The sequence below is a fragment of the Paraburkholderia tagetis genome (genome assembly GCF_022213065.1).
Taxonomy (GTDB): Bacteria; Pseudomonadota; Gammaproteobacteria; order Burkholderiales; family Burkholderiaceae; genus Paraburkholderia; species Paraburkholderia tagetis.
The window spans coordinates 1-14166 of record NZ_JAKLJA010000051.1 but is presented as its reverse complement, the minus strand read 5'-3'; the positions used below and the strand labels follow the sequence as shown (position 1 = coordinate 14166).

Annotated in this window: 10 protein-coding genes, 1 rRNA gene and 1 pseudogene; 6 read left to right on the top strand and 6 right to left on the bottom strand. The window is 63.2% G+C overall.

Going from position 1 to position 14166, the window contains the following annotated elements:
* Nucleotides 1-152: 152 nt before the first annotated feature.
* Nucleotides 153-1532, top strand: coding sequence for an MFS transporter (locus tag L5014_RS33200; RefSeq protein ID WP_238468049.1), 1380 nt, complete (start codon nt 153-155; stop codon nt 1530-1532).
* 146 nt (nt 1533-1678) lie between these two features.
* On the opposite strand, the pseudogene L5014_RS33195 reads toward L5014_RS33200, so the two are convergent.
* Together L5014_RS33195 and L5014_RS33190 are read right to left on the bottom strand one after the other, a co-directional pair.
* Nucleotides 1679-2557 (bottom strand): annotated as a pseudogene (locus L5014_RS33195) (methyl-accepting chemotaxis protein); the annotation flags it as partial.
* Between the two features lie 44 nt (nt 2558-2601).
* A complete protein-coding gene (locus L5014_RS33190) occupies nt 2602-4062 on the bottom strand; it encodes an efflux transporter outer membrane subunit (protein ID WP_238468047.1) in 1461 nt (486 codons plus the stop codon).
* 75 nt (nt 4063-4137) lie between these two features.
* Here L5014_RS33190 and L5014_RS33185 point away from each other — a divergent pair, with 75 nt between their 5' ends.
* From L5014_RS33185 to L5014_RS33170, 4 genes are all read left to right on the top strand, one after another.
* On the top strand, nt 4138-4755 hold the full coding sequence (locus L5014_RS33185; protein WP_238468045.1) for a TetR/AcrR family transcriptional regulator: 618 nt from the start codon (nt 4138-4140) through the stop codon (nt 4753-4755).
* A gap of 82 nt (nt 4756-4837) precedes the next feature.
* On the top strand, nt 4838-5953 hold the full coding sequence (locus L5014_RS33180; RefSeq protein ID WP_238468043.1) for an efflux RND transporter periplasmic adaptor subunit: 1116 nt from the start codon (nt 4838-4840) through the stop codon (nt 5951-5953).
* Nucleotides 5950-9102, top strand: a complete 3153-nt coding sequence (locus tag L5014_RS33175; RefSeq protein ID WP_238468041.1) for an efflux RND transporter permease subunit — start codon at nt 5950-5952, stop codon at nt 9100-9102. The genes L5014_RS33180 and L5014_RS33175 overlap by 4 nt, the downstream gene beginning before the upstream one ends.
* Nucleotides 9103-9343: 241 nt before the next feature.
* Complete coding sequence (locus tag L5014_RS33170) at nt 9344-9856, top strand: lipocalin-like domain-containing protein (RefSeq protein WP_238468039.1); 513 nt, start codon at nt 9344-9346, stop codon at nt 9854-9856.
* Nucleotides 9857-9904: 48 nt separating this feature from the next.
* Here L5014_RS33170 and L5014_RS33165 read toward each other — a convergent pair whose 3' ends face one another.
* From L5014_RS33165 to L5014_RS33155, 3 genes are read right to left on the bottom strand one after another with little or no spacing between them, the layout of a single operon-like run.
* Entirely contained in the window at nt 9905-10231 is a 327-nt protein-coding gene (locus L5014_RS33165) for an AtuA-related protein (RefSeq protein WP_238468037.1), read from the bottom strand.
* Nucleotides 10218-11591, bottom strand: a complete 1374-nt coding sequence (locus L5014_RS33160; RefSeq protein ID WP_238468035.1) for an acyclic terpene utilization AtuA family protein — start codon at nt 11589-11591, stop codon at nt 10218-10220. The genes L5014_RS33165 and L5014_RS33160 overlap by 14 nt, the downstream gene beginning before the upstream one ends.
* A 19-nt stretch (nt 11592-11610) precedes the next feature.
* The gene (locus tag L5014_RS33155; RefSeq protein ID WP_238468033.1) at nt 11611-12915 is read right to left on the bottom strand and encodes a CitMHS family transporter; all 1305 of its coding nucleotides are present in this window, start codon (nt 12913-12915) and stop codon (nt 11611-11613) included.
* 99 nt (nt 12916-13014) lie between these two features.
* On the opposite strand from L5014_RS33155, the gene L5014_RS33150 reads away from it, so the two are divergent.
* Nucleotides 13015-13908 (top strand): LysR family transcriptional regulator, encoded by an 894-nt coding sequence (locus L5014_RS33150; protein ID WP_238468031.1) that lies wholly within the window; start codon nt 13015-13017, stop codon nt 13906-13908.
* 149 nt (nt 13909-14057) lie between these two features.
* Here the strand turns inward: L5014_RS33150 and rrf are convergent.
* Nucleotides 14058-14166, bottom strand: a 5S ribosomal RNA gene (gene rrf / locus L5014_RS33145); the annotation flags it as partial.

Genomic DNA, 14166 nt, shown 5'->3' with positions numbered 1-14166 from the left:
GCCATCAAGACCGAGTAGCGCGCGTGATCAATGCACGACCGCCCACCGCCATTCTTCAGGAATCGGGTAATTACCCCCGTTGTGACGGTAGCCGGAGCCGGGCTAGTGCGGCATCCCGGCTATCTGATGCATCCCGCAATAAGGAGACACGCATGACCTCATTAGAAAAGGAAGCTGCAGTTTCAGCAGCAGCTTTTGGGGATAAAACATCCTCCGCGTTCAAACGACGCTTCATGATAAGAATGATCATTGTTCTTACCGGCGGCACGTTCCTGGACGGCTATATCCTTGGCATCGTTGGCCCGGTGTCCAGCAAGATGACCGCCGAACTCGGCATATCGACGGTCTGGGAGGGTCTGATCGCGGCTGGCGCGCTGTTCGGCATCCTCATCGGATCGCCGCTGGGCGGGTGGGCTGGCGACAAGTTCGGCCGCAAACCGCTTTTCATTCTCGACATGGGGCTGTTCGTAATCGCGTCGGTCATGCAGTTCTTCGTCGGATCCACGCAGTTATTCATCTCCTTACCGCTGCAACTGTTCGTGGTGCGACTGCTTATGGGCATCGCGATCGGCGCAGAATACTCGGTTGGTTGGCCGCTGCTATCGGAATTCTCTCCAGCCCGTATCCGCGGACGACTCATGGGGTTGACCCTCATCGCCTGGTATGCCGGCTTCATGTTCGCTTTCGTCGTGGGCTACCTTCTGGACCGGTACACGGACCTCGGCTGGCGCAACATCCTCGGCACCAGCACCTTTATCGCTATGGCGTTGTTCCTCGGCCGGATTGGCATGCCCGAGTCGCCTCGCTGGCTGTGGAGCAAGAATCGTGTCAACCAGGCCCGCTCCATCGCTCATCGGTATATGGAAAGCGCCTCCGACATGGCCGACATGGAGCGCGAAGTCGCCCACTCGGGTGGCGGCTTCCGGATGCTGTTCTCCCGTCAGTATTGGCGGGTCACGCTGTTCGTGTCGCTGTTCTTTTTCTGCGTGGTCACGCCGTACTTCGCGATCGCCACATTCGCCGACAGTGTGCTGCAGAAGTTCGGCCTTGGTGGCGGGCTCGCCGGCGGGGTCGGGCTGTCTGCGGTTGCGTTGGCCGGAAGTGTCGCCACGGTTTTGCTGATCGACAAGGCCGGCCGCCGCGTGCTGACCGTACCGCCGCAGTGGATCATCACCGTGATTCTGGTGATTCTCGGCGTGTGGACGGATGCGCCTGGGGCAGTCGTGCTGGGCCTGTTCCTCGCATTTTCGTTCTTCAACGCAGGCTGCGGCACGCTGACCTGCATCTACCCGGGCGAGGTATTCCCGACCGAGATCCGCGGGATCGGGACGGGCTTCGCCGCCGCCTTCAGCCGGATCGGCGCGGGCCTCGGTACGTTCCTGATGCCCTGGTCCATCACCAATCTCGGCCCCTCGGTGACCATACTCATCGCCGCCGGCATTGCCGCTGTCGGTGCTGGCGTGTCGCAATGGCTGGCCCCCGAAACCAAGGGCAAGAGCCTCAGCGAAACGGCCTCCGGGTTTTCACACTAGCCGCAGCGGGAGGTCCCGGCAACGCCTGGTTCCGTGAGCAGGGAATTTTCCGGAAAGTCACCTGCTGCACGCCACGTGCGAGTTCACCGACTTGCGCCCGCGCCTTGTTAGGCCCCCGCGCAAGTCGGCCAAACACGATCCACTTTCTAGAGCTTGAAGAAGCCCACCGTGGCGTTTAGATCGCGGCCTTGCGTGCCAAGCGATTCTGACGCGGCCGCGAGTTGTTCGACCAGCGCCGCATTCTGCTGGGTCGACTGATCCATCAACGAAACCGCCTGGTTAACTTCGCCAATCGCGCGACTTTGCTCGCGTGCGCAATGGGCTATTTCGCCTGTAATGATCGCGACATTGGAAATGGCCTCCGTAAGCTCAGAAATTGTTTCGCCGGCCAGGTTGACCTGCTCGGCGCCCGCCTGGACATTTAGAACAGAAGCTTCCAGCAGCGACTTGATCTCCTTGGCCGCGCCGGTCGACCGCTGCGCAAGGTTGCGGACCTCAGCGGCGACGACGGAAAATCCTCGGCCACTTTCGCCCGCCCGCGCCGATTCGACAGCGGCATTCAACGCAAGGATGTTGGTCTGAAATGCGATTCCTTCGATCATGGCGACGATGCCGACAATGCGTGCTGATTGTTCGACTGCGACGTTCATCGTTTTCGCCGCGCTCGCCACCGCGTCGTTGCCGCGCCGTGCGGCCTCGACAGCGCTGGCAGCGACCGCATTGGCGTTCATCGCCCGATCGGCCGTGCCGCGCACCGTCCCGGCGAGTTCTCCCATGCTCGCGGCCGTTTGCTCGATTGACGCGGCCTGCTGCTCGGTTCTGGACGACAGGTCGAGATTGCCGGCTGACACTTCACTAGCGGCCAGTTCGAGGTGGCTGCTGCTGGCCATGACCTTCAGCAGCACACCATGCAGCTTGTCGACGAAGGCGTTGAACTGATTCGCCAGTTGTCCGACTTCGTCGCGGCTCGTGAGAGGAAGGCGCCGCGTCATGTCGCCGTCGCCTTCGGCAATCTCATGCATCGACTCGATGAAGCGCGCAGTCACTTTTCAACGCACAGGTTTCATCGCTATCGGCTGGCGAGCGCCCCGGATTCGCCAGGTTGCCAGCCGCCACCCAGCGCCTTGAACGCGGCAACCGCCGCGCGTGCCGATTCGGTTTGCGCCTGGACTCGCTCATCCGACATGCGCAGCAAGTTTTCATCGGCCTGCAGGACCTCGATCAGACTGACGGCGCCTGTCTGGTATGCCGCAAACGACGCAGCGCGTGCTCTGCCGAGCGAGTTCACTCCGCTTGCAAGGGCGGTAGCCTGCTCCTCGCGCTTGACGAGGGCCGAGAACGCGTTTTCGACGTCCTCGGTAGCATGCAGCGCGGCGAGCCGGTACGCCGCCAGCATTTCGGCATCCTGACCTTTGGCCTCATTGATCTGCGCATTGATGCGACCGAAATCGAACAGACGCCAGCGCACGCCCAGCACGCCGGCAGCCTGACTGGCGCCGGTACTGAACAGGTTGCCGCTGGCCACCGAGGTGGCACTGCCGATCAATCCGCTGAGCGACACCTTTGGGTAATACTCTGCGATCGCCGCGCCGATGCGCGCGTTCGATGCAGCAAGGCGACGCTCGGCCACGATCAGGTCGGGCCGACGCCTGAGCAACTCGCCCGGCGATCCGGTACCTGCGATTCGCGGGGCGGTCGGGATGACACCGCCCTCGAGCAATTCCGCCCGATGCGTGCCGGGCTGTGAACCCAGCATCACATCCAGCGAGTTCAACGCCGCGTCCAGCCCTGCTTCCAGGACCGGGATGGATGCCTGCACCTGGGCCAGCGCGCCTTCAGCCTGGCTCACCTGAAGGTCCGCCGCCAGTCCTTTGCCGTAGAGAAGGTTGATGGTCGAAAGCAGCTCCTGCTGCGTCTGCAACTGCTTGCGGGCCACCTGCAGACGAGCCTGCAATCCACGAATGGTGATGTAGATGTCGGCGGTCTGTGCTGCCACAGCCAGGCGCGTCGCCACCTCGCCGGCCTCTGAAGCCTGATAGTCGGCAAGTGCCGCTTCCCGCCCGCGACGCAGGCCGCCAAACACGTCCAGTTCCCAGCTCGCGCTGAAATTGGCCTCGTAGTCGTTACCGTAGCGATCGAAACCGGGCGTTGAATTCAGGACGCGTCCCAGCGGCGTTTCAACCGACTGGTAGACCCGGGCCGCCTGGCCGCTGACATTGCCGGACGGCAGCAGAGCGGCATTCGCCGCCCCGAGTCCTGCGCGCGCCTGTGAGACGCGCGCGGCGGCCTGCGCGAGGTCCAGGTTCTGTTCCTGGGCGAGCATGACGAATCGTGTGAGTTGCGGATCGCCGAAACCCGTCCACCACGTGACCAGGTCGGCACTCGCCGCCGCGTGCCGGTGGTCTACCGCGGCCTGGCCCTGGAAATGGTCCGGCATGGCGACATCGGGCCGGACATAGTCGGGGCCCACAGCGCAGCCCGCCGAGAGGCTTGCGGCAATGACCGCGGCAAGGAGGTGTTTAGGTAGCATGGGTGTCTTCGCGAGTTCCTGTTGTGACTAATATACCAAATAGTCACTGGTTGTCCATTGCTGTATGCTACGCCCATGAAAAACACCACTACTCCTTCCGTTTCCGCGCGCGGCCCGGCTGATCACGAAGTGCGGGACCAGATCGTTGCGGCGGCCACCGAGCACTTCAGCCGGTATGGATACGATAAAACCACGGTCTCGGACCTCGCCAAGGCGATCGGGTTTTCCAAGGCCTACATCTACAAGTTCTTCGAATCCAAGCAGGCCATTGGGGAGATGATCTGCGCGAACTGCCTGCGCGAGATCGAAAGCGAGGTCAGGACCGCCGTCGCGGAGACCGACCTGCCGCAGGAGAAGTTGCGACGGATGTTCAAGGTCTTTACCGACGCAAGCCTTCGGCTCTTTTTCCGGGACCGCAAGCTTTACGACATCGCAGCATCGGCCGCCACGGAAAACTGGCAGGCCGTGCAAGCCTATGAAGCACGTGTTCAGAAGCTGCTCCAGGAGGTTTTGCAGGCAGGCCGGCAAAGCGGTGACTTCGAGCGCAAGACGCCACTGGACGAAACCGCGACGGCGATCTATCTGGTGCTGCGCCCCTACCTCAACCCGTTGCTGCTTCAGTACAACCGCGATACCACCGACGTCGCGCCTGCGCAGCTATCCAGCCTGGTACTGCGTAGCCTGTCGCCCTGACCGGGGTCGCGATTGTGACTATTGACTATATTGGTCACAAGAACAATAATGAAAGCCATCATCACTCACCGATGGGGCTTTCATGTTCTCGCGTCGCCTTGCCACCTCCGCACTCGCCTGTGCGTTGCCGCTTGCGCTAGCGGCCTGCGGCGAAAAAGCACCGTCCGATCCGCGCACCGAGGCCCCACTGGTGCGCACAGCCATCGTTCAGGCGGCTATTCCCGCGTCCCGTTCATTTACGGGGACGGTCGCAGCCCGCGTGCAGAGCGAGCTGGGTTTCCGTGTCTCCGGCAAGGTGCTGGAACGGCTTGTGGATGCCGGCCAGACCGTCAAACGCGGCCAGCCGCTGATGCGCCTCGATCCCATCGATCTCAAACTTGCCGCACAGGCCCGGCAGGAGGCGGTCACCGCCGCGCGGGCGCGCGCGCAGCAGAGCGCGCAGGATGAGGCACGCTATCGCGACCTGCGCGGCACGGGTGCCATTTCGGCCTCGGCCTACGACCAGGCCAAGGCGGCCGCCGATGCCGCCAAGGCGCAGCTGAGTGCGGCTGAGGCAGACGCCGACATCGCGCGAAATGCGACGGGCTATGCCGAGCTGGTGGCGGACGGCGATGGCGTTGTGATGGAAACGCTGGCCGAACCCGGCCAGGTCGTCAGCGCCGGACAGCCCGTGGTGCGCCTGGCCCACGCCGGGCGCCGCGAGGCTCTGATCCAGTTACCGGAAACCCTGCGCCCGGCGATGGGTTCGGTCGCCCAGGCCACCCTGTTCGGTAACAGCGGCGTGAGCGAGCCAGCCACGCTGCGCCAACTCTCGGATACGGCGGATCCACGTACTCGCACTTTCGAAGCGCGTTATGTGCTGCAGGGTGCGCTGGACGACGCGCCGTTAGGCGCAACCGTCACGGTTCAGATTCCGGACGCGCGTGTGGCGTTCCAGGGCGGTTTGGAGGTGCCGATCGGTGCGCTGCTCGACACGGGCAAGGGCCCGGGCGTGTGGACGATCAACGGCGAGCCGGCCAAGGTTGCATGGCGGCCCGTTACCGTCGTACATCTGGACGACGACAGCGCCCGCGTATCCGGTGGACTGAGGCAAGGCGACCGGGTCGTCGCGCTCGGCGCCCAATTGCTGCGCGAAGGCGAGCCGGTCCGCGTGTCCGGCCAGGCCGTCGCGATGGCGAGCGAAGGAGTACGTCCGTGAGCGAAGGTCGATTCAACCTGTCGGCGCTCGCCGTGCGCGAGCGCGCGATCACGCTGTTCCTGATCTGCCTGATCTCGCTGGCCGGGCTCGTGTCGTTCTTCAAGCTGGGTCGCGCCGAAGATCCCGCCTTCACGGTCAAGGTGATGACGATTATCACCGCGTGGCCCGGCGCCACCGCGCAGGAAATGCACGACCAGGTCGCCGAGAAAATCGAAAAGCGCATGCAGGAGCTGCGCTGGTACGACCGGACCGAGACCTACACGCGACCTGGGCTGGCCTTCACGACGTTGACGCTGCTCGACAGCACACCGCCTTCGGAGGTGCAGGAGCAGTTCTACCAGGCGCGGAAAAAGATCGGCGACGAGGCCGCCAACCTGCCCGCCGGCGTGATCGGGCCGATGGTCAATGACGAATATGCCGACGTCACCTTTGCACTCTTCGCGCTGAAGGCCAGGGGCGAACCGCAGCGCCTGCTCGTGCGCGATGCGGAGACGCAGCGTCAACGGCTGCTGCATGTGCCGGGCGTGAAGAAGGTCAATATCATCGGCGAGCAGGCCGAGCGCATCTACGTGCAGTTTTCGCATGACCGGCTGGCGACGCTCGGCGTCAGCCCGCAGGACGTGTTCGCCGCGCTCAATGGCCAGAATGCCCTCACGCCGGCCGGCTCCGTCGAAACGAAGGGACCGGAGGTATTCATTCGCCTGGACGGCGCCTTCGACAACCTGCAGAAGATCCGCGACACGCCGGTCGTCGTGCAGGGCCGCACGCTGAAGCTGTCGGACATTGCCACGGTCGAGCGCGGTTATGAAGATCCGGCGACGTTCATGATTCGCAACAACGGCGAGCCCGCGCTGCTGCTGGGCATCGTCATGCGCGACGGCTGGAACGGGCTCGAGCTCGGCAAGGCGCTGGACAGCGAGGTCGGCGCAATCAACGCCGGGTTGCCGCTGGGCATGAGCCTGACCAAGGTCACCGATCAGGCCGTCAACATTCATTCGGCGGTCGACGAGTTCATGCTCAAGTTTTTCGCCGCCCTGCTGGTCGTCATGCTCGTGAGTTTCGCGAGCATGGGCTGGCGTGCGGGCCTGGTGGTTGCCGCCGCCGTGCCGTTGACGCTGGCCATCGTGTTCGTGGCGATGGCCGCGAGCGGCAAGAATTTCGACCGCATCACCCTGGGATCCCTGATCCTGGCGCTCGGCCTGCTGGTGGACGACGCGATCATCGCCATTGAAATGATGGTGGTGAAAATGGAGGAAGGCTACAGCCGCGTGGCTGCCTCCGCCTACGCGTGGAGCCATACCGCCGCGCCCATGCTGTCGGGCACGCTCGTGACGGCGGTTGGCTTCATGCCCAACGGCTTCGCCCGATCCACCGCAGGCGAATACACCAGCAACATGTTCTGGATCGTTGGCATCGCGCTGATCGCATCGTGGGTCGTCGCCGTGATCTTCACGCCGTACCTCGGCGTGAAGATGCTGCCCGACTTCAAAAAGATCGAAGGGGGTCACGACGCAATCTACGACACACCGCGCTACAACCGCTTCCGGCAGTTGCTCACGCGCGTCATCGCGCGCAAATGGCTCGTCGCCGGCTCGGTCGTCGGCCTGTTCGTGCTCGCGATTCTCGGCATGGCGATCGTCAAGAAACAGTTCTTCCCCATCTCCGACCGTCCCGAAGTACTGGTCGAGGTGCAGATGCCCTATGGCACGTCGATTTCCCAAACCAGCGCTGCCACGGCGAAAGTCGAAGCGTGGCTTGCGACGCAAAAGGAAGCGAGCATCGTCACGGCGTACGTCGGGCAGGGTGCGCCGCGTTTCTATCTGGCGATGGGACCGGAACTACCCGATCCGTCGTTCGCGAAGATCGTGGTCCGCACGGACAGCCAGGAAGAGCGCGATGCACTGAAGCAGCGGCTGCGGCAGGCCATTGCAGGCGGTCTCGCCCCGCAAGCGCGTGTGCGGGTCACACAACTCGTGTTCGGGCCATATTCGCCGTTCCCGGTGGCCTGGCGCGTCACCGGCCCCGACCCCGACACGCTGCGTGCTATCGCTGCGCAAGTTCAGCGGGTGATGGACGGCAGTCCGATGATGCGCACGGTCAACGCCGACTGGGGCACGCGCTCGCCCACGCTGCACTTCTCGTTACAGCAGGACCGTCTGCAAGCGGTAGGGCTGACGTCCAGCGCCGTCGCGCAACAACTGCAGTTCCTGCTCACCGGCGTGCCTGTGACCGCCGTGCGTGAGGATATTCGAACCGTGCAGGTCATCGCGCGCTCGGCCGGCGAGGCGCGGCTCGACCCCGCACGGCTCGGCGACTTCACGCTGGCCGGCGCCAACGGGCAGCGCATCCCGCTGTCGCAGGTCGGCAAGGTCGATGTGCGGATGGAGGAGCCGATCATGCGCTGGCGCGACCGCATGCCGACGATCACGGTGCGGGGCGACATTGCGGACAACCTCCAGCCGCCGGACGTATCAACGGCGATCACCAGGCAGCTTCAACCCATCATCGCCAGGCTGCCGACGGGCTACCGCATTGAGCAGGCGGGTTCCATCGAGGAGTCGGCCAAAGCGACGACAGCCATGCTGCCGCTATTCCCGATCATGCTGGCAATCACGCTAATCATCATCATCTTCCAGGTTCGCTCGATCTCCGCGATGGTGATGGTTTTCATGACGAGTCCGCTCGGCCTGATCGGCGTGGTGCCGACGTTGATCCTGTTCCGGCAGCCGTTTGGTATCAACGCGCTGGTCGGCCTGATTGCGCTGTCGGGGATCCTGATGCGCAACACGCTGATCCTGATCGGGCAGATCCACCAGAACAAGCAGGCGGGACTTGACCCGTTCCACGCAGTCGTCGAAGCCACTGTGCAGCGTGCGCGTCCGGTGATCCTGACTGCGATGGCAGCGATCCTCGCGTTCATTCCGCTGACCCATTCGGTGTTCTGGGGCACGCTCGCTTATACGCTGATCGGCGGGACGCTCGCCGGGACGGTACTGACGCTGGTGTTCTTGCCGGCCATGTATTCGATCTGGTTCAGGATTCGGCCAGGCAACCCCGCGAGTTTGCACAAGAGCCGGGATCACCAGTCATCGCATTCAGGACAGCTGACGCAGGACGCGTTCGACGCGCGTACGGAGTATGAGAAGTAGAACAAAGACGGGTGGCAGTATCAGCCCAGATATGTCTGCTTTCGCACGGACGCGAGGCAATTTTGATGGAATGCTGCCGCTGACCGATAGACCGATGTTCGCCTGCCTAATAGCGTGTCGTATCGATAAGCGACACAAACCCTGCTTCAGCCCGGAAATTGCTGGGAGACGTGGACGGTCGCGCTAACTACGAGTGCTTTCGGGCGCGCGTTATAAGTCGCTGTGCGAGAGGAGGAGGTCCGTGAATCACATCCACATCGTCACCACCGTTCCGCGATTGGTGCTTCTGGGACTCACGCTTCAATCGGGCATTGCGTTGAGCCAACAGCCACTGGACCAGCAACTGGCCGGCGCATGGACGTACGTCTCGGTCGACACTGTCCGCCCGGATGGCAGCCGCACACCAATGTACGGCCCCAATCCCCACGGCCTCGTGATCTTTGACGGCCATGGCCACTACGCGCTAGTGAATTCGCGCGGCGACTTGCCCAAGTATGTAACCAACGATCGAATGAAGGGCAGTGCGGAGGAATATCGCGCCGTGGTGCAAGGTTCTATCGCCCATTTTGGTACCTACGTCGTAAATGAAGCAGACAAAACTATCACCTTTCGCATAGATACGAGCACATTTCCGAACTGGAACGGGGTCGAGCAACGCAGACCGTTTGTCCTCTCGGGAGATGAGCTCAGGTGGACCACGCCTGCAGCCTCCGGGGGCGGCTCGGGAGAGGTCGTGCTAAAGCGAGCCAAATGACTTCGGGCACAAGCTGAGTGCGTTGGAGGCGTGACATCAAGCGTTGGGTCACGCTCTCCCTGATTCAGGCGGCTCACTGACGTCCATATCGAGAAGCGCAGTGCTCATCGACTTGCCGTGCGCATCGAGCGCCAGCGAGCGGGTGACGCCTCCCCCGAGTGCGTGGCCGAGCACGAAATTGAATGCGCCCAGAAGCGGCAGTTCGTAACGTACAACATCGCCTTTCACCACATCGGCGAGGTGAGCTTTGACACGCTCGGGGGTCAGGACATTGCGCAGCCAGGAATAATGCTTTGCGTCGAAGCAGATCACCGAGACGTTGAGCGTGTTGCCCTTGTCGCCGGTGCGGCCATGCGCCAGTTCACGCAGTTTCATTGCTTGCCTCCACAAATTCGAAGACCGGATTCACATGCTCGCGCGGCAGCAGCACCGACTGTACGGCGATCACCTCGCGCGTCGCCTTCGTCACGCCGCCGCCGCCCGCCGGTCCGTTGGTGTAGAGCGTTTCGACCTCGTTGCCGATGCGCGCCGCGTCTGTCGCATTCGAGGTGCGGCCCGCCACGCGCACGCGGACTTCGTGCGGCTCGTCGTGGTGCGTGGCGAGTGCATCGCCATACAGGGAATTCACGCCGATTAAATCCAAGCGCAGTTCGCTCGTATCGACACCGATGATCGCAAGACGCTCGCGCACGATATCGAGCGCAAGCCGCGCCCGCGCGAGCGCGCCGGGTCCACCATACGAGATCTGCCCTTCGCCGATGTAGCCATCGACATAAGCGACCGACGTTTTCAGCGTGCCGGTGCGCGCGTGGCCGCGCCCGCCTGTCACTCGCACGCGGTCTTGCGCTTCCTGAGCGACACAAACCTGCGTGAAGTCCGCAACGACATCGGGTTGAAAGTAGCGGCCCGGATCGTGGATCTCGTACAGCAGTTGTTCCTTGCAGGTGGCCTCGGTCACGCGGCCGCCCGCATGCGCCACCTTCGTCACGACGACGGCGCCGTCCGCGCTGACCTCGCCGATCGGAAAGCCGAGGCGCGCCAGATTGCCAACGTCCTTGTAGCCGGGATCGGCGAAATAGCCGCCTGTCACCTGCCCCGCGCATTCGAGCAGATGACCGACGACGGTCGCCTGCCCGAGCGTATTCCAGTCATCCATGCGCCAGCCGAATTCGTGGATGAGCGGCGCCGTGAACAACGACGGATCTGCGACACGCCCCGTCAGTACGATATCGGCGCCCGCCGCAAGCGCATCGACGATCGGCGATGCGCCGAGATACGCATTCGCCGACACGATACGATCGGCATAAGTGCTGACGTCTTCGCCGGTTTCCTCGAAGCGCAGATTCGATCGCAGCACCGCATCGAGCACATCGTCGCCGGCCACTGCGGCAATCTTCAGGCCATGCAAACCCAGCTCGCGCGCGAGCTGCGCGGTCTTCGTAGCCGCGGCGCGGGGATTGGCGGCGCCCATGTTCGAAATGATGCGCACGCGGTTCTTCACGGCGGACGGCAGCACGGCGCGCATGCGTGCTTCAAGCAACGGGTCGTAGCCGAGTTCGGGATCGTTGCGACGCGCCTGCTGCGCGATCGCGATCGTGCGTTCCGCGAGGCACTCGAATACGAGGTAGTCGAGCGCGCCGTGCTCTGCGAGTTCGACTGCGGGTTCGATGCGGTCGCCGGAATAACCAGCTCCCGCGCCGATCCTCACGCGCTTTGATGATTCTGTCTGGTTCATGTACGTCAACTATTCCAGGTTACAACGGAAACACGCCTAGCACGACGCATGCGATCGTCATGATGATCGAAGCGCCGAACAGCAACGGGAACGTAAACTTCTGATGGTCCGCGAGATCGATGCCGCACAGACCGACGACGAGGAACGTCGCGGGCGTGAGCGGGCTCACGGGAAAGCCGGTCGTCATCTGCCCGAGCAGCGCGGCCTGGCCGACATGTACCGCCGGCACGCCGAGTTGCGACGCCACTTCGGCAATCACCGGTAGCACACCGAAATAGAAAGAATCGGGATCGAAGAGCATCGACAGCGGCATGGAGGCAATCCCGAGCACGACCGGAATGTGCCCTGCCATCGCCGGCGGTACGAAAGCAATGGCCGTCTGCGCCATCGCCTTCAGCATGCCGCTGCCCTGCATGACGCCCGTGAACACGCCCGCTGCGAGCAGGATGCCAGCCATCAGCAACGCGGCGCGCGCGTGCGCATCGATGCGCTTTCGCTGCATCTCGACGTTCGGGTAGTTCACCATCAGCGCGATGCACAGGCCCACCATGAACATGATCGCGGGCGGAATCTTCTCGCCCATCGTGACCATCGTGCCGAGCACGACGATCGTCAGAACAATGTTGAACCAGAAGTTCTTCGGGCGGCGCAACGCCTGTTCCTCGGGCGTGAGTTCGCGCTTCGGAAGCGCAACGGCGCCGTTCACACCCAAATAGCCGAGGCGCTTTTCCTCCCGGCGGCCGAGCCACCAGGCCATGCCAAACACGAACGCCATGCCGATCACCTGCACTGGAATCAGCGGATTGAACAGCGCTGAAATGGGCAGATGCAGCGACGCGGATGCACGGATCATCGGCCCGGTCCACGGCAGGAAATTGATGCCCGCAGCCATGGAAACGGCGGCCGCCAACACGCGTTTGTCCATGTTCAGGCGTTCGTAGAGCGGCAGCATCGCGGGGATCGTGACGAGGAAGCACACCGCGCCGGAGCCGTCGAGATGGACGAGCAGGGCGAGCAGCGTCGTGCCCATGACAATGCGCGGCGGCTTCGTGCCGACTGCGCGCAGGATGCGGTCGATGATCGGATCGAGCGTGCCCGCGTCCGTGATCGTGCCGAAGTAGAGAATCGCGAACACGAACATGCCGACGACGGGCGCCAGGCCCTTCAGTCCGTCGACGACGAACTTGCTCGTCGACAGACCGAAGCCGCCGATCAGCGACGCCGTGATCGGTACGATGATGAGCGCGACGAGCGGCGACATGCGCTTCGAAAGAATCGCCCCGAGCAGGACGACGATGGTGGCGAGCCCCAATAGAGCCGGCATGAGTTGTCTCCAAATCTTGTCTTTTGATGATGCCTAGCGTATGGTCGAGGCGGCAATAACACAATTGAAATGATTTGATCGCAGTAATCACCGTTCGTAATGGATCTCAATCTTCGCGATATCCGGGCGCTCGTCGCGGTAGCCGAGGCGGGCAATTTCACGCGCGCGGCGGAGCGGTTGCATCTGTCGCAGCCTGCGTTGACTGTGCAGATACGCAGGCTGGAGGAAACGATCGGCACGAGGCTCTTCGATCGCAACAGCCGCAACGTTGCGCTGACGCCGGCGGGGCGCGAATTACTGCCGCTGATGCGCAAGTCGCTCCACGACATGGAAAACGTGCTGCGCGATGCGCGTGCTTTAGGCGATGGGGAACGCGGGACGATCCGCCTCGCGTGCCTGCCGACGTTCGCGGCAAGTGTGCTGCCAGAGCTTGTGATCGGCATGAAGCGCGAGGTGCCGCGCGTCGCGTTCGAGATTCGCGACGTGGTGGCGAGCACCGTGAATGCGCTCGTACGCAACGAGGATGCCGATGTCGGCCTGACCGGTGGAGAAGTGTCCGATCCGATGCTCGAAGTGCTGCACACAGGCGTAGACCGGCTCGTTGCCGTCTGTCCGCGCGCGCACCCGCTTGCGAAGAAGCGCCGCATCACGCTCGACGATCTCGTGCGCTCGCCACTGGTACTCACGGCGCCGGGCACGAGCGTGCGCGCCGTCGTCGATGCGGCGCTCAGCGAAACGCGCGAGGCACCCGATATCTCGTGCGAGCCGACCTATATGATGACCGCCGTCGCAATGGTGCGCGCGGGACTGGGCATCACGATCCTGCCTGAGACCGCTCGCGAGGTGCGCGCGGAACCGGGACTTATCGTGAAGCCGATCGACCATCCGGCGTTCGTCCGGCCGATCGCAATCGTAAAGAAAAGAGGCAGGACGTTACCTGTGGTAACCGACAGGTTCGTGAAGCTGATGCAGCATGCCGTGGTGACGGCGTGAGACAGTCGTTTCTCTGTCTTCGAATATGCCGGTCAGTGACAGGCGCTATTCAAAGCGCGTGATGGCCGATGGACACGATCGTCGCCTCAAACGCCAGAACCCCGGTGCTCTTTCGGAGCGACCGGGGTTCTGGACGTACTGCATAGGGAGCCTGACGATTACCTACTTTCACACGGGCAATCCGCACTATCATCGGCGTGGAGCTGTTTCACGGTCCTGTTCGGGATGGGAAGGGGTGGGACCAGCTCGCTATGGTCA